Here is a 23,542-nt window from a genome sequence, read left to right as displayed (position 1 = left end):
TCGCGGCTCAACCCCACTCCTTGGCAAGCCCCGGTTTCACGGGGCGCGATGGCACAAATGCGCTTTTAGGGAACCCACGCTGGCCGCCAGGGCCTAAACTGACCAATCACGACTGCATAAGGAGGGTGACCGATGAGCCGTATCGAAACCGACAGCCTGGGGGAAGTACAGGTCCCTGATGACGCCTATTGGGGCGCGCAAACCCAACGTTCGCTGGTCAATTTCGCGATTGGCGAGCAGCGCATGCCGCTGGCGGTATTGCATGCCCTGGCCCTGATCAAGAAGGCCGCGGCGCGGGTCAACGACCGCAACGGCGACCTGCCTGCCGATATTGCCCGCCTGATCGAGCAGGCTGCCGACGAAGTCCTGGACGGCCAGCATGACGACCAGTTCCCGCTGGTGGTCTGGCAGACCGGCAGTGGCACCCAGAGCAACATGAACGCCAACGAAGTGATCGCTGGCCGCGCCAACGAACTGGCCGGCAACAACCGCGGCGGCAAGAGCCCGGTGCACCCCAACGATCACGTCAACCGTTCCCAGAGTTCCAACGACTGCTTCCCCACCGCCATGAGCATTGCTGCGGTGCAAGCGGTGAACAAGCAACTGCTGCCGGCGATCGCCACCTTGTCCGGTGGACTGGCAGAATTGGCCGCGCGGCATATGAAGCTGGTCAAGACCGGCCGTACCCACATGATGGATGCCACACCGATCACCTTCGGCCAGGAACTTTCGGCGTTTATCGCCCAGCTCGATTACGCCGAGCGTGCGATCCGCAGCGCCCTGCCCGCGGTGTGCGAGCTGGCCCAGGGCGGCACCGCCGTCGGCACCGGCCTCAATGCCCCCCATGGCTTTGGCGAGGCGATTGCTTCCGAGCTGGCCGCGTTGTCGGGTCTACCCTTTGTGACCGCGCCGAACAAATTCGCCGCCCTCTCCGGCCATGAGCCGCTGGTGACCCTGCACGGCGCGCTGAAAACCCTGGCCGTGGCGCTGATGAAGATCGCCAACGACCTGCGCCTGCTGGGTTCGGGCCCTCGCGCCGGGCTGGCCGAAGTCAAGTTGCCGGCCAACGAACCGGGCAGTTCGATCATGCCCGGCAAGGTCAACCCCACACAATGCGAAGCGCTGTCGATGCTGGCCTGCCAGGTGCTGGGCAACGACGTGACCATCGGCATGGCCGCCAGCCAAGGGCACTTGCAGTTGAACGTGTACAAACCGGTGATCATCCACAACCTGCTGGAGTCGATTCGCCTGCTGGCCGATGGCTGCAACAACTTCCAGGAGCATTGCATTGCCGGTCTTGAACCCGACGCCGAGCAAATGGCCCAGCACCTGGAACGCGGGCTGATGCTGGTCACCGCCCTCAACCCGCATATCGGCTACGACAAGTCAGCCGAAATCGCCAAGAAGGCTTACGCCGAAGGGCTGACACTGCGTGAGGCTGCACTGGAGCTGGGCTACCTCACCGATGCCGAGTTTGACCAGTGGGTGCGCCCGGAAAACATGCTCGGCGCTTAAACCGACATCCGCAGCCGCCGGGCCCTGAGCCCGGCGAGCAGCGAAGGCGCCAGCGCCACCATCGCCGAGCCAGTCACCACCACCAAAGCCCCCACATACCCCAAGGCATTGATCTCTTCGGCTTGCACATAGTCCGGCCACAGCCAGGCCGACACTGCCACCGCCACAAAGGTCACCAACGGCGTCAACGCCAGGGTCGCACTGACCCGCGAGGCTTCCCAATGCGCCAGGGCTTCGGCAAATGCGCCGTAGGCCACCAGCGTATTCATGCAGCACGCCAGCAGCAGCCAGCCTTGCAGCGGGCTCAATTGCAGCGCCTCCAGCGGGTGCGCCCAAGGCGTGAGCAACACCGCGCACGACAAGTAGATCACCATCATCACCTGCAATGAATTCCATACCGTCAGCAACTGCTTCTGCCCCAGTGCATAGAACACCCAGATGGTGGTGGCGAGCAGGATCGTCAGCACACCGGCAGTGTAAGTGCCCATGGACGTCAGCAACTCCACCAGGCGTTGGTTGAAGAACAAGCCAAAGCCTGCGATCAGCATCATCAGCCCCACCCCCTGCCCCAAGCTGAAGCGCTCCTTGAACACAAACACACTGGCAACCATCAGAAAGATCGGGCCCATCTGCACCACCAACTGCGCCGTGCCTGGGCTGAGCATTTTCAGGCCAACCAGGTACAACACGTAGTTGCCCACCAGGCCACACACCGCCATGCCCACCAGCCACCCACCCTTGGGGCCAAGCACTTTGCGGCTGGGCAGGCGTTTGGTGGCGGCCAGGTAAACGAACAGGCACGTGCCCGCTACCATGAGGCGAAACCAGGTCACGGTGATCGGGTCCATCACCTGCAACACTTGCTTGAGCTTGATCGGGAGAATGCCCCACAGAAACGCGGTCAGCAGGGTCAGGAAGAAACCGTAGACCCAGCGGCCGGAAGAGATGTGCATGAGTGCCCCAGATGCCAGAGGAAGTGGAGCAGGCATTCTAGGGGCAAGTCACTGAGTTCGGATACGTCACAGTCTTGAAGGTGGGGGCTGGCTTGCCTGCGATGGCGATTTATCTGTGTCCAATCTGTCGCTGACCCACCGCAATCGCAGGCAAGCCAGCTCCCACATTGGCGGTATTCCCACCTGACTCAGCGTACGGCTTCGAAGAGTCCGGTGGCGCCCATCCCACCACCCACGCACATGGTGACAATCCCGTAACGCAGGTTGCGCCGTTGCAGCTCGCGCACCAGGTGCCCCACCTGCCGCGAGCCGGTCATGCCGAACGGGTGGCCGATGGAAATCGAGCCGCCGTTGACATTGTATTTGGCGTTATCGATCTCCAGGCGATTGCGTGCGTAAAGGCACTGGGAAGCAAAGGCCTCATTGAGTTCCCACAAGTCGATATCCGCCACCTGCAAACCCTTGGCCTTGAGCAACTTGGGCACCGAGAACACCGGGCCAATGCCCATTTCATCCGGCTCGCAACCGGCCACGGTAAAGCCACGGAAGAACGCCTTGGGCTTGAGCCCCAGTGCCAAGGCTTTTTCCAGGCTCATCACCAGGGTCATCGACGCACCGTCGGAGAGCTGCGAGGAGTTACCTGCCGTTACCGAGCCATCCTCGGCAAATACCGGCTTCAGGCCGCTGAGGCTGGCCAGGGTGGTGTCCGGGCGGTTGCAGTCGTCCCGGTCTACCACGCCATCCAGGATCTGCACCGCGCCAGTGTTCTTGTCCTCGACCTTGTACTTGACCGCCATCGGCACGATTTCATCGTTGAACAAGCCATCAGCCTGGGCCTGGGCGGTGCGTTGCTGGCTTTGCAGCGCATAAAGGTCCTGGTCTTCGCGGCTGACGTGATAGCGGCGCGCAACGATTTCGGCGGTCTGGCCCATGGGGAAGTAAATGCCCGGCACCTGTTCTTTAAGCAGCGGGTTGATCAGGTTATCGGTGTTGACGCTCTTCATGGTCAGGCTGATGGACTCCACGCCACCGGCAACAATGATGTCGCTGCAGCCCGAAGCGATCTGGTTGGCGGCAATGGCAATCGCCTGCAAGCCCGACGAACAGAAACGGTTGAGAGTCATGCCCGCCGTACCGGTGCCCAGTTGCGAGAGCACCGCCACGTTACGCCCGATGTTATAGCCCTGGGCGCCTTCGTTGGAGCCGGCACCGACGATGCAGTCTTCTACCGTCGCAGGGTCGATACCGTTGCGGGCCAGCAGCGCATTGACACAATGGGCCGCCATGTCATCGGGACGGGTCTGGTTGAACTTGCCGCGAAAGGATTTGGCCAGGCCGGTTCGCACGCTGTCGACGATCACTACTTCACGCATGGGCTACCTCGATCTTGTGGTTGTGGATCGAGGATAGATCCAGGCCTGGCCGACCGCGATGATCATTCACTGCGTGGATGCAAAAGCATGGAGCCTCTGTAGGAGCGAGCTTGCTCGCGAAAAACTAATAGGCGCCGCGTTCACTCAGGAAGCACGCGTTATCGTTGACGTTTTTCGCGAGCAAGCTCGCTCCTACAGGCTATTTCTTTTTCTTTTTGTCGTGCTTGTCGCTTTTATCAAACGCTTCTTCCAGCGCACGGTTGATGGTGCGCAGCACCTTGACCCGCGCCCAGCGCTTGTCGTTGGCCTCGACCAGAGTCCAGGGCGCCACCTCGGTGCTGGTGCGGTCAACCATATCGCCCACTGCCGCGCGGTAGTCGTCCCACTTGTCGCGATTGCGCCAGTCGTCTTCGGTGATCTTGAAGCGTTTGAAGGGGATTTCTTCACGGGCCTGGAAGCGCTCCAGTTGCGTCTCCTTGTCGATGGCCAGCCAGAACTTGACCACGATCACCCCCGCATCGCGCAGTTGCTCTTCGAAGTCATTGATCTCGCCATAGGCGCGCATCCAGTCCGCAGGGGTACAGAAGCCTTCGATGCGTTCCACCAGCACGCGACCGTACCAGGAGCGGTCAAACACGGTGAACATGCCGCGCGCCGGGATTTTCTGCCAGAACCGCCATAGATAAGGCTGGGCCCGTTCGTCTTCGCTGGGCGCGGCAATCGGCACGATGTGGTACTGGCGCGGGTCCAGTGCTGCCGCCACTCGACGGATCGCCCCACCCTTGCCCGCCGCGTCGTTGCCCTCGAACACGCTTACCAGCGCGTGCTTGCGCATGCGTTTGTCGCGCATCAGGCCAGAGAAGCGCGCCTGTTCGGTAATCAGTTGCTCTTCATAGTCGTCCTTGTCCAGGCGCAGGGTCATGTCGAGGCTGTCGAGCAGGCTCTTTTGGTCCACCGAGGCAAGCAACGGCGCCGGGTTCATGCCGCTGGCCTTGACCTTGGCCAGGTTCAGGGCACTTTGCAGCCCATCGAGCAGGATCTTGCCCACGGTCAGCCCACGGTAATGGGGGTCGACGCCTTCGATCACATGCCACGGCGCGTAATCGCGGCTGGTGCGGCGCAGCACACGCTCACCGAAATGCACGAACTTGTCGTAGGTCTTGGACTGCTGCCAGTCCAATGGGCTGATGCGCCAGCTGTGCAGCGGGTCGTCGGCCAGGGCCTTGAGGCGCGCCTTCATCTGTTTTTTGGACAGGTGGAACCAGAACTTGAAGATCAGCGCACCTTCATCGCAGAGCATCTTTTCCAGACGTTCGGCGCCGGCGATGGCCTGGTCCAGGCGCGCATCCTTGATCTGCCCATGCACGCGGCCTTGCAGCATCTGGCTGTACCAGTTGCCGAAGAAAATGCCCATGCGGCCCTTGGCCGGCAGTTGCCGCCAGTAGCGCCAGGCCGGTGGACGCGCCAGTTCTTCGTCGGTCTGCTGGTCGAAGGTGCGGACTTCGATCAGGCGCGGGTCCATCCATTCATTGAGCAGCTTGACGGTTTCACCCTTGCCCGCGCCCTCGATGCCGTTGATGAGGATGATCACCGGGAAGCGTTTCTGCTGTTGCAGCTCGTACTGAACTTCCAGCAAGGCTTCACGCAAGGCCGGCACTTCGGCGTCGTAGGTGTCTTTGTCGATGGCGTGACCGATTTCGGCGGATTCGAACATGGGCAGCTCCGTTTCAAGATGGCTCAAGACTAGCGGATTGGGCCCCGACACGCGCAAGGAAATACAACCCAGCCTTGCCATGGATCAATTCAACGCCTGTTGATCGGCTAGAATGGCCGCCTTGCCTTTGCCCGCTTTCATTTTATGAGCCGCCATGAACCCCATCACCCACGCCCAGCTCGACTGGGATGACCAAGGCCGCCCGCATTCGCGGGTATTCGACGACGTGTATTTCTCCGACCAGTCGGGCCTGGAAGAAACCCGCTACGTGTTCCTGGAGCAGAACCGCTTGCAGGAACGCTTCGCCGCCTTGCCCGCAGATGGGCGCCTGGTGATTGGTGAAACTGGCTTCGGCACCGGTTTGAACTTCCTCTGCGCCTGGCAGTTGTTCGAACAGCACGCAGTCGCCGGTGCGCGGCTGCACTTTGTCAGCGTGGAAAAGTACCCCCTCAGCCATGCCGACCTGCAACGCGCCCTCGCCCTCTGGCCCGAACTGCAACCCTTGGCCGAGCAACTGCTGGCGCAATACATTGCCATCCACCAGGGTTTCCAGCGCCTGGTACTGGACAATGGCCGCGTGACCCTGACCCTGTTGATCGGCGATGCGCTGGAACAATTGCCGCAACTGGACGCCCAGGTCGATGCATGGTTTCTCGACGGGTTCGCCCCGGCGAAAAACCCCGACATGTGGACCGCCGAGCTGTTCGCCCAACTGGCGCGCCTGGCGGCACCGGGCTCGACCATCAGCACCTTCACCAGCACCGGCTGGGTAAGGCGGTTGATCAATGCCGCCGGGTTCAAGATGAAACGCACGCCAGGCATCGGCCATAAGTGGGAGATCCTGCGTGGGGAGTTTGTCGGTTGGCCCGCCGACTTACCCGCGCCGGCCCCACGTAAACCCTGGTTCGCCCGGCCACCCGCCATCGAGGGAGAACGCCATGCCCTGGTCATCGGCGGTGGCCTGGCCGGGTGCGCGACCGCCGCCAGCCTGGCCGCCAGGGGTTGGCGTGTCAGCCTTCTGGAGCGCCACGCCGGCTTGGCACAGGAAGCGTCGGGCAACCCACAGGGTGTGTTGTACCTCAAACTTTCGGCCCATGGCACGGCCTTGTCCCAGCTGATAGTCAGCGGTTTTGGCCACACCCGACGCCTGCTGGAACATTTGCACCGAGGTGTCGATTGGGACGGCTGTGGCGTGTTGCAACTGGCGTTTGACGCCAAAGAGATCCAGCGTCAGGCTCAATTGGCAAACGCCTTTGCTCCGGACCTGCTGCATCTACTGGACCGCGAGCAGGCGCAGCAAAAGGCGGGAATCGAACTGGCCCACGGCGGGTTGTTTTTTCCAGAGGGCGGTTGGGTGCATCCGCCCGCGCTGTGCCAGTGGCAGGCCAAACATCCACTGATTGAAGTGCTCACCCACCACGAGGCACTGGAACTGCACCGGCTCGACGACCAATGGCAAGCCCGCGCCGGTGACCGCGTGCTGGCCAGCGCCGGTGTCGTGGTGCTCGCAGGGGCTGCGGAGATCAAGCGTTTCCCCTTCAGTGCAAACATACCGCTCAAGCGCATCCGTGGGCAGATCACTCGGCTGGCGCAAACCTGCGCGAGTAAAGCGCTGACCACGGTGGTCTGTGCCGAGGGCTACGTCGCGCCGGCCCGGCTTGGCGAACACACCCTGGGCGCCAGTTTTGACTTCAACAATCAAGACCTCACGCCCACGCCCGCCGAACACAGCGGCAACCTGCAGATGCTGCGCGAGATGTCTACCGACCTGCTGCAGCGCCTGGGTGCCGACCGCCTGGCGGCCGAACAACTGGAAGGCCGTGCCGCGTTTCGTTGTACCAGCCCCGACTACCTGCCCATCGTTGGGCCACTGGCCGACCATGCGGCGTTTGAGCAGGCTTATGCGGTACTGGGCAAAGACGCCCGGCAAGTGCCGCAAACGCCCTGCCCGTGGCTGCCGGGGCTGTTTCTCAATAGCGGCCATGGCTCGCGTGGCCTGATCACTGCGCCGTTGTGCGGCGAACTGCTGGCTGCATGGCTGAGTGATGAGCCCCTGCCAGTGCCCACCAGCGTAGCCGAGGCTTGCCACCCCAATCGATTTGCCCTGCGCGCGTTGGTGCGAGGCCAGGGCGCTGCACAAAAAAAGCCGGATTAAAGGCAAGGCGGCTATCTGCCTTATAACTTATCGGTCTAAAACTCCACGCATAGCACTGGGTCAGTTTCTGGGTACGCGCCCTTTTGGGCGTATTGAGTATTGACCCCTCCCCAACGGAAAAACCGGTAAGGAATTTATGTGTGGACTAGCTGGCGAGTTACGCTTTGATCATCAACCTGCCGACCTGGCAGCCGTAGAACGCATCACGCACCGCCTCGCCCCCCGAGGCCCCGACGCCTGGGGCTTTCATGCCCAAGGGCCGATTGCCCTGGGCCACCGCCGCCTGAAGATCATGGACCTGTCGGACGGCTCTGCCCAACCGATGGTCGACGCCCATCTGGGGCTGTCCCTGGCGTTCAATGGCGCTATCTATAATTTCCCGGAGCTGCGCCAAGAGCTGGAAGCCCTGGGTTACGCCTTCTATTCCGGTGGCGACACCGAAGTGTTGCTCAAGGGTTATCACGCCTGGGGCGAAGCGCTGCTGCCCAAGCTCAACGGCATGTTCGCTTTCGCCATCTGGGAGCGTGATGCCCAGCGTCTGTTCATCGCTCGTGACCGTCTCGGTGTGAAGCCCTTGTACCTGTCGCGCACCGGCCAGCGCCTGCGTTTCGCCTCGGCGTTGCCAGCGTTGCTCAAGGGTGGGGATATCAACCCGATCCTCGATCCGGTCGCCCTCAACCACTACCTGAATTTCCACGCCGTGGTGCCCGCGCCGCGCACGTTGTTGGCCGGCATCGAAAAGCTGCCGCCCGCCAGCTGGATGCGCATCGACGCCAGCGGCAAGACCGAACAGAAAACCTGGTGGACCCTGCCCTACGGGCCCCATGAGGACGAAAAACACCTGACCCTGGAAGACTGGACCGACCGCGTGCTCGACAGCACCCGCGAAGCCGTGGCCATTCGCCAACGTGCGGCGGTGGATGTGGGGGTGCTGCTGTCCGGCGGCGTCGACTCGAGCATGCTCGTCGGCCTGCTGCGTGAAGTGGGCGTGGAGGATTTGTCGACCTTTTCCATCGGCTTTGAAGACGCCGGCGGCGAACGTGGCGACGAGTTCCAGTACTCAGACCTGATCGCCAAACACTACGGCACCCATCACCACCAACTGCGCATCGCCGAAAGCGAGATCATCGAGCAACTGCCGGCCGCCTTCCGCGCCATGAGCGAGCCGATGGTCAGCCATGACTGCATCGCCTTCTACCTGCTGTCGCGGGAAGTGGCCAAGCATTGCAAAGTGGTGCAGAGCGGCCAGGGCGCCGATGAACTGTTCGCCGGTTACCACTGGTACCCGCAAGTGGACGGTGCCAGCGACCCGTACGCGGCCTACCGCGAGGCGTTTTTCGACCGCAGCTACGACGACTACGCGGCGACCGTCGCGCCCCAATGGCTGACCGCCAACGACGCTGCTGGCGATTTCGTGCGCGAGCACTTTGCAATGCCGGGCGCCGACGCAGCGGTGGACAAGGCCCTGCGCCTGGACAGCACGGTGATGCTGGTGGACGACCCGGTCAAACGCGTCGACAACATGACCATGGCCTGGGGCCTGGAAGCGCGCACGCCGTTTCTCGACTACCGCCTGGTAGAACTGTCGGCCCGTGTGCCGGCCCAGTTCAAGCTACCCGACGGCGGCAAACAGGTGCTCAAGGAAGCGGCGCGCCGGGTCATCCCCAGCGAAGTCATCGACCGCAAGAAAGGCTACTTCCCCGTGCCCGGCCTCAAGCACCTGCAGGGCGATACCTTGAACTGGGTGCGCGAGTTGCTGCTGGACCCGAGCCAGGACCGCGGGCTGTTCAACCCGGCCATGCTCGACCGCTTGCTCACCGACCCGCAAGGCCAACTGACCCCACTGCGCGGCTCCAAGCTGTGGCAGTTGGCGGCGCTGAACCTGTGGCTGAGCGAACAAGGAATCTGATCCATGAAACCGAATGCCGCGGCTTACAGCCAACGCTTACTCAAGGGCCAGGCGCCGACCTACGAGCGCCTGCAAGCGCGCCTGGCCGAAGACGGCAGCGCACTGGCCGCCGACCCGATTGCCGTGCATTGCGGCTGGGGCCGTTTGTTGATCGGGCACACCTTTCCCGACCCGGCAAGCTTGGCCCAGGAACTGCTCAACGAGCAGCCTGGCGAGCGCGATATCGCGCTGTACGTGGCAGCGCCCCAGCAAATCCTGGGCATTGACCCGCAGCAACTGTTCCTCGACCCGTCCGACACCCTGCGCCTGTGGTTCACCGACTACCGCCCGGCCACCCGGGTATTTCGCGGCTTTCGTATTCGCCGGGTGCAGAGCGAGGCCGACTGGCAAGCGGTCAACCACCTGTACCAGGGCCGCGGGATGCTGCCTGTCGACCCGGAACGCCTCACCCCACGCCATCAAGGCGGCCCGGTGTACTGGCTGGCCGAAGACGAAGACAGCGGCGCGGTGATTGGCAGCGTGATGGGCCTCAACCATCACAAGGCCTTCCACGACCCGGAGAACGGATGCAGCCTCTGGTGTCTGGCCGTCGACCCGCAATGCACGCGCCCTGGCGTCGGTGAAGTGTTAGTGCGCCACTTGGTGGAGCACTTCATGAGCCGAGGCTTGAGCTACCTGGACTTGTCGGTGCTGCACGATAACCGCCAGGCCAAGAGCCTTTACGCCAAGCTGGGCTTTCGGGCGTTGACCACCTTTGCAATCAAGCGCAAGAACGGCATCAATCAACCGCTGTTTCTGGGCCCGGGGCCCCAGGCGGAGTTCAACCCTTACGCGCGCATCATTGTGGAAGAAGCCCACCGACGCGGTATTGATGTGCACGTGGACGACGCCGATGCGGGTTTGTTCACCCTTAGCCACGGCGGGCGTCGCGTGCGTTGCCGTGAGTCCCTGAGCGACCTGACCAGCGCCATCAGCATGACCCTGTGCCAGGACAAGAGCCTCACCCACAAGGTGCTCAAGGCGGCGGGCCTGCAAGTGCCGGTGCAACAGTTGGCGGGCAGCGCCGACGACAACCTGGAGTTTCTCGACGAACACCAGCGCATCGTGGTCAAGCCGCTGGATGGCGAGCAAGGCCATGGCGTCGCCGTGGATCTGCGCAGCATCGAAGACGTGCAGCAGGCGATCGAAGCGGCGCGCCAGTTCGACAGCCGCGTGTTGCTGGAAAGCTTCCACGAAGGCCTGGACCTGCGGATTCTGGTGATCGGTTTTGAAGTGATCGCGGCTGCGATTCGTCGCCCTGCCGAAGTGATCGGCGACGGCCAACATTCGATTCGCGCGTTGATCCAGGCGCAAAGCCGTCGTCGCCAGGCGGCCACCGACGGCGAGAGCAAAATCCCGCTGGATGCAGAAACCGAGCGCACCCTCAAAGCCGCAGGTTACGACTACAACAGCATCCTGCCCCGTGGCGTGCAACTGGCCGTGCGACGCACCGCCAACCTGCACACCGGGGGTTGCCTGGAAGATGTCACGGCGATCCTGCACCCCACGCTGGTGGACGCGGCCGTGCGTGCGGCCCGTGCCCTGGATATCCCTATGGTCGGCCTGGACCTGATGGTACTTGCGGCCGACCAGCCAGAGTATGTGTTTATCGAAGCCAACGAACGGGCCGGCCTGGCCAACCATGAACCGCAACCCACGGCTGAGAAGTTTGTGGATTTGTTGTTTCCACACAGTCAGCCGGCTACCTGACTACCGATCGTTACCACGCTCCGCGTGGGAATGCAGCCTGTGACGCTCTGCGTCACCACAGCGGACGCAGAGCGTCCCTGAGGCATTCCCACGCAGAGCGTGGGAACGATCGCACGATCGCAGCGCGTCGATCGCCCTCAACTCATCAGGAGTTTCCATGACCCGAACCATTCCCGAACCCGATCTCGCGTACCTGCAAAAAGTGCTGCTGGAAATGCTCGCCATTCCCAGCCCCACCGGTTTTACCGACACCATCGTGCGTTACGTCGCCGAACGCCTGGAAGAGCTCGGCATTCCGTTTGAAATGACCCGGCGCGGCACCATTCGCGCTACCCTCAAGGGCCAGAAAAACAGCCCTGACCGCGCCGTCTCCGCCCACCTGGACACCATCGGCGCCGCCGTGCGTGCGATCAAGGACAACGGGCGCCTGACCCTGGCGCCGGTGGGCTGCTGGTCGAGCCGCTTTGCCGAAGGCAGCCGGGTCAGCCTGTTCACCGACAACGGCGTGATTCGCGGCAGCGTATTGCCGTTGATGGCCTCCGGGCACGCGTTCAACACTGCCGTGGATGAAATGCCGGTGAGCTGGGACCATGTGGAACTGCGTCTGGACGCCTACTGCGCCACGCGTGCCGACTGCGACTCCCTGGGCATCAGCGTCGGTGACTACGTGGCGTTCGACCCACTGCCCGAGTTCACCGAGAGCGGGCATATCAGCGCTCGCCACCTGGACGACAAGGCCGGCGTCGCCGCCCTGCTCGCCGCGCTCAAGGCCATCGTCGACAGTGGCGAACCCTTGCTGATCGACTGCCACCCGCTGTTCACCATTACCGAGGAAACCGGCAGTGGTGCAGCGGCCGCCCTGCCCTGGGATGTGAGTGAGTTTGTCGGCATCGATATTGCCCCGGTCGCCCCCGGCCAGCACTCCAGCGAACACGCGGTGAGCGTGGCCATGCAGGACTCCGGCGGGCCCTATGATTATCATCTGTCCCGCCACTTGCTGCGCCTGGCGTCGGAGAACGACCTGCCGGTACGCCGCGATCTGTTCCGCTATTACTTCAGCGATGCGCACTCGGCGGTCACCGCCGGCCATGATATACGCACCGCCCTGCTGGCCTTCGGTTGTGACGCCACCCACGGTTACGAGCGTACCCATATAGACAGCCTGGCCGCCCTGAGCCGCTTGCTGGGCGCTTACATCCTCAGCCCGCCGGTGTTTGCCAGCGATGCGCAACCGGCCCAGGGCTCACTGGATCGGTTCAGTCATCAGATCGAGCATGAAACGCAAATGGAGAGCGACACCCGCGTGCCATCGGTGGACAGCCTGGTCGGCCAGAAGTCCTGACGCGGTGAGTTGATACTGGCAACAAAGGTCCCGGCGCAGTAGCATCGCCGGGACCTGACACCTGAGGCTTGTATGCTGATTCCCTACGATGCACTTGAAGTCGACACCCTGACCCGCCTCATCGAAGACTTCGTCACCCGCGACGGCACCGACAATGGCGACGACACGCCCCTGGAAACCCGCGTACTGCGCGTGCGCCAGGCGCTGACCAAAGGCCAGGCGCTGATCGTCTTCGACCCCGAAAGCGAGCAATGCCAGTTGATGCTCAAGCACGATGTGCCCAAGCACCTGTTCGACTGAAAAGCTGCGCCTAAAGGTTGGGTACCGGCACGGGATGGGTAGCCTGGCCCTCGCCTTTGAGAATCTTGCGGTACACCTCGGCGCGGTACACGTTGACATCCATCGGTGCCTCGATGCCGAATTTCACGTGAGTACCGTTCACTTCAAGGATATGCACGGTGATGTCATCGCCAATGGCGATGGCTTCGCCTATGGCACGGCTTAAGACCAGCATGGCGGTTGTCCTTTGCAAATAACAGGACCTCGACCATGCCCCCTTGGCACTGGACCGGCAATGGCTTGCGGGCAAATCAGGCGCTGCCTACACAGGTAGGTAACTTGCCTGACAGACCCCAGCCAAATCAGCCCTTCACAGCTTGCGCCTTGGCGCGCATCTTGTCGGCCATCAGGGTCATTTCGTCATACAGCAACTGCGGATTTTTCTGTTTCAACGCCCAAGCCATGCGGCCTTGCTCGTGGGGCAGGATCATGAATTCGCCTTCGGCCACGCGCTGGTAAATGTAGTCGGCAATATCCGCCGCCGAGATGGGCGAACTCTCAAGCAACTTGCCCACTTGAGCCTTCATGGCTGGGGTTGGCCCACGGAACGAGTCGAGCAGGTTGGTCTGGAAAAACGACGGGCACACCACATGCACGCCCACTTCCTGTTGCTTGAGCTCCACCAACAGGCTCTCGGACAACGCCACCACGCCCGCCTTGGCCACGTTGTAGTTGCTCATGGCGGGGCCCTGCATCAGCGCTGCCATTGACGCGATGTTGATGATGCGGCCCTTGCTCTTTTCCAGCAGCGGCAGGAACGCCTTGCAGCCTTTGACGACGCCCATCAGGTTGATTGCGATCTGCCAGTCCCAATCCTCCAGGGACAGTTCAGCGAAGAACCCGCCCGAGGCCACGCCGGCGTTATTGACGATCACATCGATGCCCCCGAGCTTCACCTCACAGGCCTGGGCGAAGGCCGTGAGCTGGCTGTAGTCACGCACGTCACAGCGCTGGATAAAGCCATCCCCCCCTGCTTCGCGAACCTGCTTGAGGGTTTCCTGCAAACCGGGCTCGCTGACATCAGACAACGCCAACTGCCAGCCTTCACGGGCCCAGCGCAGAGCGATTTCGCGACCCAGGCCAGACCCGGCGCCAGTGATCATCATGCGGTTTTGCATAGGAGGTAGCCTTGTGGTTCACGAAAGAAGTGACCGGCAGTGTAGCGAAGGTTTTTGCTCTACCCACGCACCATCAGGGTGATGAATGCCCCGGGCAAACCGCGGGCTCGGTCGCAAGCGTGCCTATCGACTAAGTTCAATTTTTTTCAACTGATTAGTTCAAGTTGCGCACGCGTTAAAAGAAATAAGCGTCACATCAAAATGTTTTATAAAAACAATGAATTTTCTACGAAGTAGCAGAGTCGGAATGGGTAAGGCGTCCCACTGTACATGGACGAACCAACGGTTAAACAGCCGGTTTTTGCAAAGAACCTATAAGGAATAAAACCATGAGCCTCATTCTGATTATTATCCTGATCCTGCTGCTGGTCGGTGGCCTGCCCGTGTTCCCGCACTCGCGTAACTGGGGTTATGGACCGTCGGGTATCCTGGGTGTGGTGCTGGTTGTTCTGCTGGTGCTGTTGTTGCTCGGCAAGATATAAACGCCGCGCTACGCTTTTTGTAGGTGCGAGCTTGCTCGCGAAAAAGGTACAGGCGCCGCGTTTATTCAGGACGCGCGTTATCGTTGACCTTCTTCCCGAGCAAGCTCTCTCCTACAAGTAAGAAAGCAAAAAAAAGAGGCCCTCTAGAGGGCCTCTTTTTTATTGCCGGTCAGTTAGTCCGGTTTGCCATCTACCACACCTGCGGTGTTATCCAGCAGGCTCTTGGTCGCGGTCTGCAGGAACGACTCGAGCTTCTGCTTGAGCACAGCTTCGTCCGGCGACTCAGGAATCACCTTGCCAGTTGGCTCGGCGCCCAGTGTGTATTCCCACAACTTGGGTGGCATTTCCTTGGGCAATACCAGTACGCGGTCGCCGGTGAGCAAGGCCACGGTCTGGTCGCTGCCCGATGGCTTGATCACGCCGAAACCCTTGTCACCTTCCGGCAGGTTCAGCAGGTCGCGGCCCCAGCACTGGTGCAAGGTATCGCCGCCCAGGCGGCCCATGATGGTCGGCACGATGTCGATCTGGGTGCCCACGGTGTGGTCACGCTCACCGAACTTCTCGCGCATGCCCGGTGCAATCATCAGCATCGGCACGTTGAAGCGACCCAGGTCCATCTCGGTGATCTGCTGCTCATTGCCAAAGCCGTGGTCACCGACGATCACGAACAGGGTTTCCTTGAAGTACGGCTCCTTGCGGGCCTTTTCAAAGAACTGGCCCAAGGCCCAGTCGGAGTAGCGCATGGCCGTCAAATGCTCGTTGAGGCTGCCACGGTCGGTGACTTTCTCTACCGGCAACGGGGTCGGCAATGCGTACGGCGTGTGGTTGGACAGGGTTTGCAGCAGTGCGTAGAACGGCTTGCCGCCTTCGCGCGCCTTCAGTTCTTCCAGGCCACGGTTGAACATGTCCTGGTCGGACACGCCCCATGTCGGGTCGGAGAACACCGGGTCGACGAAGTCATTGCGGCCGATAAAGTTGGTCATGCCCTGGTTGCTGAAGAAGCCCGACTGATTGTCCCAGGCGAAATCGCCGTTGTAGACATACACATCGTCGAAATCACGCGCACTGAGCAACTGCGGCAGGCCCGACAGCTTGTGGCTGCCTTCCGGAGTCTGCATCAGGTATTCGAAACCCGGCAGGTTCGGGAAGCAGGCCATGGTGGCGAACATACCCTGGTGGGTGTGGGTGCCGTTGGAGAAGAAGCGGTCGAACAGCAAGCCCTCGTGTGTCAGCTTGTCGAAGTACGGGGTGATATTGCCCGGACGTCCCAATGCGCCCACCGAATGACCAGCGAAGCTTTCCATCAGGATCACCACGACGTTCTTGATCGGCAGGGTTTTCTCGGCCGGTGGCGTGAAGTCGCGGCGCACGGCAGCGGTGTCGGTGTCTACCAGCTTCTCTTGCGGCAGCACCAGCATGTCACGCACGGTCTGGGTGGCCAGCGGTTGTTCCAGGGTCGCCTTCCAGATGTTGGCGCGGTCTTCACCGAAGCGCGCCTTGGCCGCTGCGATCAGCGACAGAGTGCCATTGAGGCCCAGTTGGTTGGCGAAGTTCGAATCGGTGGTGTAGACGTCACCCCAACGCAGCGGTGGCCCCTGACGCAGGGTGCCACGGATGGCGACCACAGCGACCAGCAGGCAAACCATGAACACTGCGATGCGGCTGTACCATGGCGCCACCTGGCGCGTGCTGATAGTGCCGCCGCTGAAGGGGCCCCGTGGGCGCGTTGCGCGGTCAGCGCCCTTGAAGGCCATGCTCAGGATCAGCGTGCCCACGGCCCAGGCCAGCAGGTAGCGCACCACCGGGAAACCGTACCAGAGCATGCTCATCACGGTCTTCGGGTCTTCCTTCACATACTGGAAGACCAGGCCGTTGAGGCGCTGGTGGAATTCGCGGTAGAAGTCCATCTCCATCAGGCCAAGGAACAAGGCGATGCTGGACGCGACGGTCAGCCACAAACGGAAGAACCCGCGCGCTGCCATGGCCCGCACGCTGAACAGCGCCAACAGCAGCGGGATCAGCAGGTACATCACCAGGCGAATGTCCAGGCGCAGCCCGTTGGCGAAGGCTTCGAGGAACGTCGAAGCCGGCGTATCGAGGATCATCTCGCGGTTGTAGACCAGCAACGCCAGGCGCAGCAGGGAAAACATCACCATCATGACCAGTGCGCAGAGCAGCGTGTACGCCAGATGGGATTTGACGGTCGGTTGCAGCAGGCGATTTGAAGCTCGCTGCTGATTCAGGGCGTCCGGGTTTGCCATGTCGTTTTAGGACCCATTGGAAGTTTAAGTTGCGAAATAATGCAGTGGCGTCCGTCCCTCGCCCAGGCTGGCTGGGGTAGGCGGTTAACGCGGTGGCACAAATGGTGCCCGATCAAGGCCGGCAAGGCTATTAATTACTGAACGCATGCCACGGCCCTGCCTTTAAGGGCGCTGGAGATAGAGCCCTGGCAGCCGGATAAAGCCGGAGAATTGTCTTGGATGGGATGTGAAAATTTCGTGCGGCGAATACTTTCGACACACAAATCTGCTGTTGTAGGAGCGAGCTTGCTCGCGAAAAACTCAAAGTCACCGCGTTCATCCAGGAAGCACGCGTTATCGTTGACGTTTTTCGCGAGCAAGCTCGCTCCTACACTGGCATTAGGGCTCAGATCCGCACGTTACCGCGCGGCCCGGCGATAGCCCAGATGATCAGGCCCAGCACTGGCAACAGCAGGATCAACAGGATCCACAGCACTTTGGCGCCGGTGCTGGCGCCGCTTTTGAACACGTTGATGATCGCCCAGATATCCAGCGCGAGGATGATCAGGCCAATCAGACTATTAAACGTGGAACCCATGGTGTCGCTCCTAAGTGAGGGCATGCACTTGTAGGATAGTTAGCCTTGGCGCGGGTTCCGTTTTATTTCAGACGTGTACGGCAATCTTCAAGGCTTCAAGCGAGGGCGCGGCCTTGATGCCGACTTCGGCACACAGTTCCAGCACTCGCGCCAGGTCGTTGCCGAACACCAACACTGCCTGGATCTCGTCATCCAACAACTGGCTGAAGTTCATCAGCACATAACCGCCATCTTCCGGGCTCAGGGCGCTCATCTGGATCTGGATGCGGTTGAGCGCGGTCAGGTCTTCGGTCTTGGCCAGTTGCTTGGGCTTGAGGTTGAACGCCACGCCCGGACCGAACGACGCAACGATCTGGGCAAACAGGTCGCCATAGGTATCGGCCTGGAACAACACCGTGTCCGGCAGGCTACCGACCACCACCCACTCCCCCAGCGGGATCGGAAAACTGTCGTCGTAGTTGATATCCGGATTGGCCGCCAGGAACGCCGCCGGGTCCGCGTAGGCCTGGGCCGCTTCTTCGGCGATACGCGCTACTTCATCGTCCCCCATGACGCCGGCGCTGATTTTGCTGATGAGTTCGACGAGGGCGGTTTTCATGGGGCGATCCTGTAACGGGCAAGTTTTGAAGGGCGCGTAGCCTACACCAGTTTCTGCAACTGCGCCGCCGTATCCACCGCGCCCATGGTCTGCGCCGCGGCCAGTGCCGTCGCGCCTTGTGCATCGGTGGCCTTGGGGTTTGCGCCTTTACCAAGCAGGTAATCAACCATGTCAACGCGGTTGAACATCGCCGCCATCATCAAGGCCGTACGCCCGTCCGAGGAGGCCGCGTCAATCGGCGTGCCGCCCTCGATCAACGCCTGGACCACCGGCAGATTGCCTTTGAACGCCGCGCCGGCAATCGGCAACTGGTTCTTGTCGTTGGCGATCAGGGGGTCGGCCTTGAACTCCAACAGCACTTTGACCGCCTCGGCATGGCCGTGGTAAGCCGCGAGCATCAACAAGGTGTCGCCATTGTGATTACGAAAGTTGGCCGGCAGGCCTTTCGCCAACAGTGCGGCAAGCATCGCGGCGTCGCCGCGCCGAGCGACGTCGAAGACTTGCTCGGCAAACTCGGCGGCTTCGTCTTCGGTCATTTGTTTAGGCTGATCTGACATGGGGGCTCCTTGCTGAGGCGACTGACATAACTGTTTAAGGCGCCCAGTGTCGCGATGGAGTTCCCCGGTGTCATGGCTTTTTTGTCAAAAGCCGCCATAGCCAGAATCAATAACGGAATTGCCCGCCCTGGATCTGCGCCAGCAATTGCCCGGTCACCGGCACATAGGTGTCCGAACCCGGCAACCAGGCGTAGACCGGATCATTGCCAGCCTTGTCCGGGTCGAACCCTTGCTCCTTGAGCTTCACTTTCTGGTACTTGAACGTGCCGGTGGTTTCCATCTTCACCTTGATCCGCAAAAACAACGGCACCGCATAAGGGGGCAACTGGCCGTGGGCGAATTGCAGCAGTTCGCGCATGTCCAGGCTGGCCAGCGATTCGCTGGGGGTGATGGCGACCATGCCTGCGCGGCCGTTGGTGTTGTTGATCTCGACGCCATAGGCCACCACTTCAGCGATCTGCGGGTGTTTCAGCAGGACGTTTTCCACCTCGGTGGTCGAGACGTTTTCGCCCTTCCAGCGATAGGTATCCCCCAGGCGATCGACAAATTGCGCATGGCCGAAACCGATGCTGCGAACCAGGTCGCCGGTGTTGAAATAGCGGTCGCCTTTTTCGAATACGTCGGTCAGTACCACCTTGCGGTTCTTTTCCGGGTCGGTGTAACCGTCGAAGGGCGACTTATCATCAATGCGCGCCAATAACAGTCCCTGCCCGCCAGTGGGCACCTTGACCATGAACCCATTGTTGCCGCGCAGCGGTTCACCGGTGTCATGGGCGTAATCCACCAGCGCCCAATGCTGCAGGCAAAAGCCGATGGTGTTGTCAAAATTCAGCACGTTGGTAAAGCCGATATTGCCGTCGCTGGCGGCATAGAGTTCGCAGATGTGCTCCACGCCATAACGCTGCTTGAACTGCGCCCACACACCGGGGCGCAGGCCGTTGCCGACCATCTTGGTCACCTGGTTATCGCGGTCCTGCGCACTCGCGGGCTGGTCGAGCAGATAGCGGCACAGCTCACCGACATAGCCCAGGGTGGTCGCCTTGAACTGGCGTGCATCGTCCCAGAACTGGCTGGCGCTGAATTTGCGCCGAATGGCAAAGCCGGACGCGCCGATAATCGCCGCCCCCCAGCACACGCACAGGCCGGTGGCGTGGTATAGCGGCAAGGTGCAATAGAGGACGTCCTGCGGCCCCATGTCCAGAGCGATACTGCCGAAGCTCACGGCGGTTTTGGTCCAGCGCCCGTGCTTCATGATGCCGGCCTTGGGCAAGCCGGTGGTGCCGGAGGTGTAGATATAGAAGCAGGGATCGTGGAAGAACACCTGCGCCGAACTTGCCGGGTTGTCCACCGGGCTTTCGGCACTGGCGGCCATCAGGTCGATGTAGCCGTCGGGCACCCTACTGCCGGGCTGATCGGCCACGAACCAGGTGCGCTCGGCCGGGATCTGGACTTGATCGCGCACTGCTGCGTAAGGGCTCAGCAATTCGGCACCGACCACAATGGCAACCGGATTGACCAGGGTCAGGCTGTGTACCAGCGCCCCTTGAGTTTGCGCCGTATTGAGCATGGCGCAGATGCCGCCCAGCTTGGCCACGGCCAGCACGTTGAGCAGCAACTCGGGGCGATTCTCGATAAACAGCGCCACCACGTCACCCTTGCGGATGCCCTGGGCCTGCAAGTGATGGGCAATACGATTGGCGCACTGATTGGCGTCGCGGTAGCTGATCACGCTGTTCCCATACAGCAGGGCAGCACCCTCCGGGTTACGCAACGTGGCTTGTTCGAAATGCCAGCCCAGGCCGCAGGGTTGGCTGGGGTCGGTGACGTTGGCCGCACGCATGCCGCGCACCACCCGTGGTAGCGCCCGAACGATGGCAGGCACCTTACGCAGCATCATGCGCCAGGTAATCATGTCGATTTGCTGATGAGTCATGGCGGGACGTCCCTTTTCTTATTCTTGGTCTGGTCCAGGTACATCGACTGGTGTAGCGGAAAATACGTCAGCGGTTCTTTGGCTGTACACGCGGGATTTGAAAAGTTTTGTATCCCGTGGCGGCCGCCCGATGCCTATCCCCCTGACACTCCACCATTTAAATGTGGGAGCCGCCTTGCCTGCGATGACGGCCTGCCAGCCGACCGGGATTTTTCCTGGCAAAAGGCGGTCAGTATCATTACAGCCCTTCCCCTCCTGCCGGGAAAATCACCGGGCAGATAGCGCAAAATGCAGGATGCACGATGGCCCTTCATGCAAATTGCACGAAAATGAAAATCCTATAAATTTATAAATGACTGATTTATAAGGATTTTCTAGAAAATCCAATACTGGCACAATCACTGCACCTATCACTCCATGCTTGCCAACTTGAGCCAATGGAGCTGATAGACATGAGCCTGATCCAAGATAAATTCGCTTCGGTATTTTCCAACTACGACGTCACCACCCAGCCACGTCCGGACGGCGGTATCCTGTTGACCCTGCGCAACAGCGAAGGCAAACAGGTCAAGCGCTCGATCTCTTATCAGCAGCTGCACACTGCCGACCAATTGACCTGGGTCATCAGCGCCATTCGCCGTGACTTGGCTGAACAAGCCAGCGAACTGCCGCAGATTTCGATGTTGCAAAGCCAGAACCGCTTTGCGCTGCCGACTTATCATTCGGCCTAAGCTGAAAATCCGAAAAAAAAGGGCCGCGACGCTATTCAGCGTCGCGGCCCTTTTTCATGCCGTTAACATAAGCCCTGGCGTGCGGCCTCATTCTTTGCCTGTACACGGTTGGTGACATCCAACTTGCCGTAGATGTTGCGCAGATGAAATTTAACCGTGGCTTCAGAGGTGGCGCGAATCTGGCTGATTTCCCAGACGGTCTTGCCCTCGGAGGCCCATCGCAGGATTTCCAGCTCGGTGGAAGTCAGGGGCTTGCCGGACAAGCTCATGCGTTTTCTGATAGCCGTCGGCACGATAACCAACGGGCGATACGTCTCCTCGGGGCCACTCATTGCTCTCTCCTTATATCTGCTGATGCGCTGCCATCTTTCGGATTCCTCCCATTGACAGATGGCATAAACATTGACGCCGAACAGAGAGTTACATAAAGAGCGGAATCAAAGCGCACAGCACCGAACAAACAGCGTTGCCCTACAAATAATTAAGTTTCTTCCCACAGCAACTTCCAACTTGCCAGGGTTGAACATTCAGTTATCTATGCTTAGTCATCCAGCCCTGGAAAGCGGGTGGCAATCGCATCACCGGTCAAAGAGGGCGCAACGCCTTGGGCCGTGTTGAACAAACGCAGTGTCACACAGTGCGGGTTTTCGCCGATGTCGAACCAGTGCGGTACACCGGCCGGGATGATCAGCAAGTCATTCTTCTCACAGCGCAAGCTGTACACATAGTCGCCTATGTGCAGCGTAAAAAGCCCCTGGCCTGCGATGAAGAAACGCACTTCATCTTCACTGTAGGTACGTTCATCCAGGAACTGTGCGCGTAACTCGTCTTTCTGTGGATGGTCGTGGGTCACGCTGACCACTTCAACAGCGGCGTAGCCCAGAGCATCGATCTGCGCCTGGTACGCGGCGATCATCTGCGCCGCACTGGCGCCCTTCTCGATTGGGCTGGGCTGCCAGCGCTCGAACCGCACACCGTGCTCGGCCAGGGTCGACTGGATGTCGTCGGCATGGGTCAACACTTTGTTCGGGGTGTCCGGGGTGGCGATGGAGTAGACGGCTACATAGCTCATTGCACGGTTCCTTGGTTCGGCTCTTGCAATCGAAGGCCAATGATAATGGCGGCGGCCAGGGCCGCGAGGCTGGCGATACTGAACGTGAAGGTTGGCCCCAGCAGATTCCAGCTGTAACCGGAATACAGGGCGCCGAGCGCGCCGCCGGTGCCGGCCAGCGCGGCATAAAGGGCCTGGCCCTGGCCTTGCTGGCGGTCACCGAAGCTGCGTTGCACAAAGGCAATTGCCGCCGCGTGGAAGCTGCCGAACGTGGCGGCGTGCATCAACTGCGCCACCAGCAGCAGCCAGAAAACCTCGGCAAATGAACCCAGCAGCCACCAGCGCAGCGCCGCCAGCAAGAAGCTGGCGAGCAGCACCCGGCGCACCGAAAAGCGCGCAAGAATACGGCTCATGGCCAGGAACATCAGCACTTCCGCCACCACCCCAAGCGCCCACAGCAGGCCGATCACGCCACGGCTGTAGCCCAAATGCTCCAGGTGCAGGGTGAGGAAGGTGTAATACGGGCCATGGCTCATTTGCATCAGCGCCACGCAGGCATAAAACGCCAGCACGCCTGGGCTGCGCAATTGCTTGAGAAAGCCATCGCCGGCCAGGCGGTTGCCGTGGCTGGCCGGCTGCGCGTTCGGTACCCACAGGCTGGCGCCGATGATGCCGGCCATGATTACCACGACCACCACCGGGTAAATATCCAGGCTCAGCCAATCGAACAGGCGCCCCATAACCACCACGGTGAGGATAAAACCAATGGAGCCCCACAGACGGATCTGGCTGTAGCGCGAGGTTTGCTTGTGCAGGTGGGCCAGGGTGATGACTTCAAACTGCGGCAGCACCGCGTGCCAGAAGAACGCGTGCAGGGCCATCACCAGCGCCAGCCAGGCGTAGGTTTTGCTGACAAAAATCAGGCAGAAGCTGGCCAGGGTGCACACCGCGCCGAATCGCACAATGGCCAGGCGCCGGCCGGTGTAGTCGCCGATCCAGCCCCACAGGTTGGGGGCCACGCAGCGCATCAGCATGGGAATGGCCACCAGCTCGCCGATGCGCGCGCTGGAGAAACCGAGGTGATCGAAGTACAGCGCCAGGAACGGCGCGGTCGCCCCCAGCAGGGCGAAATAGAAGAGGTAGAAGCTGGAGAGGCGCCAGTATGGGAGCGGTGGGAGCATGTTA

Annotated in this window: 21 protein-coding genes; 8 read left to right on the top strand and 13 right to left on the bottom strand. The window is 61.1% G+C overall.

Annotated elements, in window-relative coordinates; translation table 11 throughout:
* Positions 1 to 132 precede the first annotated feature (132 nt).
* A complete protein-coding gene (locus HU730_RS21190) occupies positions 133 to 1,515 on the top strand; it encodes a class II fumarate hydratase (protein ID WP_014719259.1) in 1,383 nt (460 codons plus the stop codon).
* Here HU730_RS21190 and HU730_RS21185 read toward each other — a convergent pair.
* The 3 genes from HU730_RS21185 to pap form a co-directional block, all read right to left on the bottom strand.
* Positions 1,512 to 2,468: a DMT family transporter gene (locus tag HU730_RS21185; protein ID WP_034126157.1), complete on the bottom strand. Its 957-nt coding sequence runs from the start codon at positions 2,466 to 2,468 to the stop codon at positions 1,512 to 1,514. The two genes, HU730_RS21190 and HU730_RS21185, sit on opposite strands and share 4 nt — an antisense overlap.
* Before the next feature lie 188 nt (positions 2,469 to 2,656).
* Positions 2,657 to 3,841, bottom strand: coding sequence for a thiolase family protein (locus HU730_RS21180; RefSeq protein ID WP_169912603.1), 1,185 nt, complete (start codon positions 3,839 to 3,841; stop codon positions 2,657 to 2,659).
* Between the two features lie 199 nt (positions 3,842 to 4,040).
* Positions 4,041 to 5,555 carry a polyphosphate:AMP phosphotransferase gene (gene pap, locus HU730_RS21175; RefSeq protein ID WP_186527485.1) on the bottom strand — a complete coding sequence of 505 codons (1,515 nt, stop codon included), beginning with the start codon at positions 5,553 to 5,555 and terminating at the stop codon, positions 4,041 to 4,043.
* 154 nt (positions 5,556 to 5,709) lie between these two features.
* Between pap and mnmC the strand changes: the two genes are divergently transcribed.
* The 5 genes from mnmC to HU730_RS21150 all read left to right on the top strand — a co-directional run bounded on the left by mnmC (position 5,710) and on the right by HU730_RS21150 (position 13,010).
* The gene (gene mnmC, locus HU730_RS21170) at positions 5,710 to 7,710 is read left to right on the top strand and encodes a bifunctional tRNA (5-methylaminomethyl-2-thiouridine)(34)-methyltransferase MnmD/FAD-dependent 5-carboxymethylaminomethyl-2-thiouridine(34) oxidoreductase MnmC (protein WP_186527484.1); all 2,001 of its coding nucleotides are present in this window, start codon (positions 5,710 to 5,712) and stop codon (positions 7,708 to 7,710) included.
* A gap of 136 nt (positions 7,711 to 7,846) precedes the next feature.
* The gene (locus tag HU730_RS21165; protein ID WP_186527483.1) at positions 7,847 to 9,619 is read left to right on the top strand and encodes an N-acetylglutaminylglutamine amidotransferase; all 1,773 of its coding nucleotides are present in this window, start codon (positions 7,847 to 7,849) and stop codon (positions 9,617 to 9,619) included.
* Positions 9,620 to 9,622: 3 nt separating this feature from the next.
* Complete coding sequence (gene ngg, locus HU730_RS21160) at positions 9,623 to 11,368, top strand: N-acetylglutaminylglutamine synthetase (protein WP_106118214.1); 1,746 nt, start codon at positions 9,623 to 9,625, stop codon at positions 11,366 to 11,368.
* Between the two features lie 157 nt (positions 11,369 to 11,525).
* On the top strand, positions 11,526 to 12,710 hold the full coding sequence (locus HU730_RS21155; protein ID WP_034126152.1) for an osmoprotectant NAGGN system M42 family peptidase: 1,185 nt from the start codon (positions 11,526 to 11,528) through the stop codon (positions 12,708 to 12,710).
* 72 nt (positions 12,711 to 12,782) lie between these two features.
* The gene (locus HU730_RS21150; protein WP_003192759.1) at positions 12,783 to 13,010 is read left to right on the top strand and encodes a YheU family protein; all 228 of its coding nucleotides are present in this window, start codon (positions 12,783 to 12,785) and stop codon (positions 13,008 to 13,010) included.
* 10 nt (positions 13,011 to 13,020) lie between these two features.
* Here the strand turns inward: HU730_RS21150 and csrA are convergent, their stop codons facing one another.
* Together csrA and HU730_RS21140 are read right to left on the bottom strand one after the other, a co-directional pair.
* Complete coding sequence (gene csrA, locus HU730_RS21145) at positions 13,021 to 13,224, bottom strand: carbon storage regulator CsrA (RefSeq protein WP_034126151.1); 204 nt, start codon at positions 13,222 to 13,224, stop codon at positions 13,021 to 13,023.
* A gap of 127 nt (positions 13,225 to 13,351) precedes the next feature.
* The gene (locus HU730_RS21140) at positions 13,352 to 14,167 is read right to left on the bottom strand and encodes an SDR family oxidoreductase (RefSeq protein ID WP_057977010.1); all 816 of its coding nucleotides are present in this window, start codon (positions 14,165 to 14,167) and stop codon (positions 13,352 to 13,354) included.
* Positions 14,168 to 14,496: 329 nt separating this feature from the next.
* On the opposite strand from HU730_RS21140, the gene HU730_RS21135 reads away from it, so the two are divergent.
* Entirely contained in the window at positions 14,497 to 14,649 is a 153-nt protein-coding gene (locus tag HU730_RS21135; RefSeq protein ID WP_003192767.1) for a DUF3309 family protein, read from the top strand.
* A gap of 173 nt (positions 14,650 to 14,822) precedes the next feature.
* Here the strand turns inward: HU730_RS21135 and HU730_RS21130 are convergent, their stop codons facing one another.
* The 5 genes from HU730_RS21130 to HU730_RS21110 all read right to left on the bottom strand — a co-directional run bounded on the left by HU730_RS21130 (position 14,823) and on the right by HU730_RS21110 (position 20,575).
* A complete protein-coding gene (locus tag HU730_RS21130; RefSeq protein WP_034126149.1) occupies positions 14,823 to 16,910 on the bottom strand; it encodes an LTA synthase family protein in 2,088 nt (695 codons plus the stop codon).
* A 385-nt stretch (positions 16,911 to 17,295) separates the two neighbouring features.
* Entirely contained in the window at positions 17,296 to 17,487 is a 192-nt protein-coding gene (locus HU730_RS21125; protein WP_003192770.1) for a PLDc N-terminal domain-containing protein, read from the bottom strand.
* 67 nt (positions 17,488 to 17,554) lie between these two features.
* Positions 17,555 to 18,085, bottom strand: coding sequence for a hypothetical protein (locus HU730_RS21120; protein ID WP_186527482.1), 531 nt, complete (start codon positions 18,083 to 18,085; stop codon positions 17,555 to 17,557).
* 41 nt (positions 18,086 to 18,126) lie between these two features.
* The gene (locus HU730_RS21115; protein WP_014719271.1) at positions 18,127 to 18,642 is read right to left on the bottom strand and encodes an ankyrin repeat domain-containing protein; all 516 of its coding nucleotides are present in this window, start codon (positions 18,640 to 18,642) and stop codon (positions 18,127 to 18,129) included.
* 106 nt (positions 18,643 to 18,748) lie between these two features.
* A complete protein-coding gene (locus HU730_RS21110) occupies positions 18,749 to 20,575 on the bottom strand; it encodes a long-chain-acyl-CoA synthetase (RefSeq protein ID WP_186527481.1) in 1,827 nt (608 codons plus the stop codon).
* 452 nt (positions 20,576 to 21,027) lie between these two features.
* Here HU730_RS21110 and HU730_RS21105 point away from each other — a divergent pair, with 452 nt between their 5' ends.
* Positions 21,028 to 21,306, top strand: coding sequence for a DUF3509 domain-containing protein (locus tag HU730_RS21105; RefSeq protein ID WP_003172952.1), 279 nt, complete (start codon positions 21,028 to 21,030; stop codon positions 21,304 to 21,306).
* A 62-nt stretch (positions 21,307 to 21,368) separates the two neighbouring features.
* Here the strand turns inward: HU730_RS21105 and HU730_RS21100 are convergent, their stop codons facing one another.
* The 3 genes from HU730_RS21100 to HU730_RS21090 all read right to left on the bottom strand — a co-directional run bounded on the left by HU730_RS21100 (position 21,369) and on the right by HU730_RS21090 (position 23,538).
* Positions 21,369 to 21,638, bottom strand: coding sequence for a helix-turn-helix transcriptional regulator (locus HU730_RS21100; RefSeq protein ID WP_054896323.1), 270 nt, complete (start codon positions 21,636 to 21,638; stop codon positions 21,369 to 21,371).
* Between the two features lie 209 nt (positions 21,639 to 21,847).
* Positions 21,848 to 22,378 carry an acireductone dioxygenase gene (locus tag HU730_RS21095; protein ID WP_186527480.1) on the bottom strand — a complete coding sequence of 177 codons (531 nt, stop codon included), beginning with the start codon at positions 22,376 to 22,378 and terminating at the stop codon, positions 21,848 to 21,850.
* Complete coding sequence (locus HU730_RS21090) at positions 22,375 to 23,538, bottom strand: MFS transporter (RefSeq protein WP_034126374.1); 1,164 nt, start codon at positions 23,536 to 23,538, stop codon at positions 22,375 to 22,377. The genes HU730_RS21095 and HU730_RS21090 overlap by 4 nt, the downstream gene beginning before the upstream one ends.
* Positions 23,539 to 23,542: the final 4 nt, after the last annotated feature.

The sequence above is a fragment of the Pseudomonas sp. SWRI22 genome, assembly GCF_014268395.2.
GTDB lineage: Bacteria > Pseudomonadota > Gammaproteobacteria > Pseudomonadales > Pseudomonadaceae > Aquipseudomonas > Aquipseudomonas paracarnis.
Note: the sequence above shows the minus strand (reverse complement) of the source record. Positions and strands in the feature narration are given on the sequence as shown.

Excerpts from the sequence above, each read along its gene's own strand:
- HU730_RS21190 (WP_014719259.1), top strand. The coding sequence starts at position 133 with ATGAGCCGTATCGAAACCGACAGCCTGGGGGAAGTACAGGTCCCTGAT.
- HU730_RS21185 (WP_034126157.1), bottom strand. The coding sequence starts at position 2,468 with ATGCACATCTCTTCCGGCCGCTGGGTCTACGGTTTCTTCCTGACCCTG.
- HU730_RS21180 (WP_169912603.1), bottom strand. The coding sequence starts at position 3,841 with ATGCGTGAAGTAGTGATCGTCGACAGCGTGCGAACCGGCCTGGCCAAA.
- pap (WP_186527485.1), bottom strand. The coding sequence starts at position 5,555 with ATGTTCGAATCCGCCGAAATCGGTCACGCCATCGACAAAGACACCTAC.
- mnmC (WP_186527484.1), top strand. The coding sequence starts at position 5,710 with ATGAACCCCATCACCCACGCCCAGCTCGACTGGGATGACCAAGGCCGC.
- HU730_RS21165 (WP_186527483.1), top strand. The coding sequence starts at position 7,847 with ATGTGTGGACTAGCTGGCGAGTTACGCTTTGATCATCAACCTGCCGAC.
- ngg (WP_106118214.1), top strand. The coding sequence starts at position 9,623 with ATGAAACCGAATGCCGCGGCTTACAGCCAACGCTTACTCAAGGGCCAG.
- HU730_RS21155 (WP_034126152.1), top strand. The coding sequence starts at position 11,526 with ATGACCCGAACCATTCCCGAACCCGATCTCGCGTACCTGCAAAAAGTG.
- HU730_RS21150 (WP_003192759.1), top strand. The coding sequence starts at position 12,783 with ATGCTGATTCCCTACGATGCACTTGAAGTCGACACCCTGACCCGCCTC.
- csrA (WP_034126151.1), bottom strand. The coding sequence starts at position 13,224 with ATGCTGGTCTTAAGCCGTGCCATAGGCGAAGCCATCGCCATTGGCGAT.
- HU730_RS21140 (WP_057977010.1), bottom strand. The coding sequence starts at position 14,167 with ATGCAAAACCGCATGATGATCACTGGCGCCGGGTCTGGCCTGGGTCGC.
- HU730_RS21135 (WP_003192767.1), top strand. The coding sequence starts at position 14,497 with ATGAGCCTCATTCTGATTATTATCCTGATCCTGCTGCTGGTCGGTGGC.
- HU730_RS21130 (WP_034126149.1), bottom strand. The coding sequence starts at position 16,910 with ATGGCAAACCCGGACGCCCTGAATCAGCAGCGAGCTTCAAATCGCCTG.
- HU730_RS21125 (WP_003192770.1), bottom strand. The coding sequence starts at position 17,487 with ATGGGTTCCACGTTTAATAGTCTGATTGGCCTGATCATCCTCGCGCTG.
- HU730_RS21120 (WP_186527482.1), bottom strand. The coding sequence starts at position 18,085 with ATGAAAACCGCCCTCGTCGAACTCATCAGCAAAATCAGCGCCGGCGTC.
- HU730_RS21115 (WP_014719271.1), bottom strand. The coding sequence starts at position 18,642 with ATGTCAGATCAGCCTAAACAAATGACCGAAGACGAAGCCGCCGAGTTT.
- HU730_RS21110 (WP_186527481.1), bottom strand. The coding sequence starts at position 20,575 with ATGACTCATCAGCAAATCGACATGATTACCTGGCGCATGATGCTGCGT.
- HU730_RS21105 (WP_003172952.1), top strand. The coding sequence starts at position 21,028 with ATGAGCCTGATCCAAGATAAATTCGCTTCGGTATTTTCCAACTACGAC.
- HU730_RS21100 (WP_054896323.1), bottom strand. The coding sequence starts at position 21,638 with ATGAGTGGCCCCGAGGAGACGTATCGCCCGTTGGTTATCGTGCCGACG.
- HU730_RS21095 (WP_186527480.1), bottom strand. The coding sequence starts at position 22,378 with ATGAGCTATGTAGCCGTCTACTCCATCGCCACCCCGGACACCCCGAAC.
- HU730_RS21090 (WP_034126374.1), bottom strand. The coding sequence starts at position 23,538 with ATGCTCCCACCGCTCCCATACTGGCGCCTCTCCAGCTTCTACCTCTTC.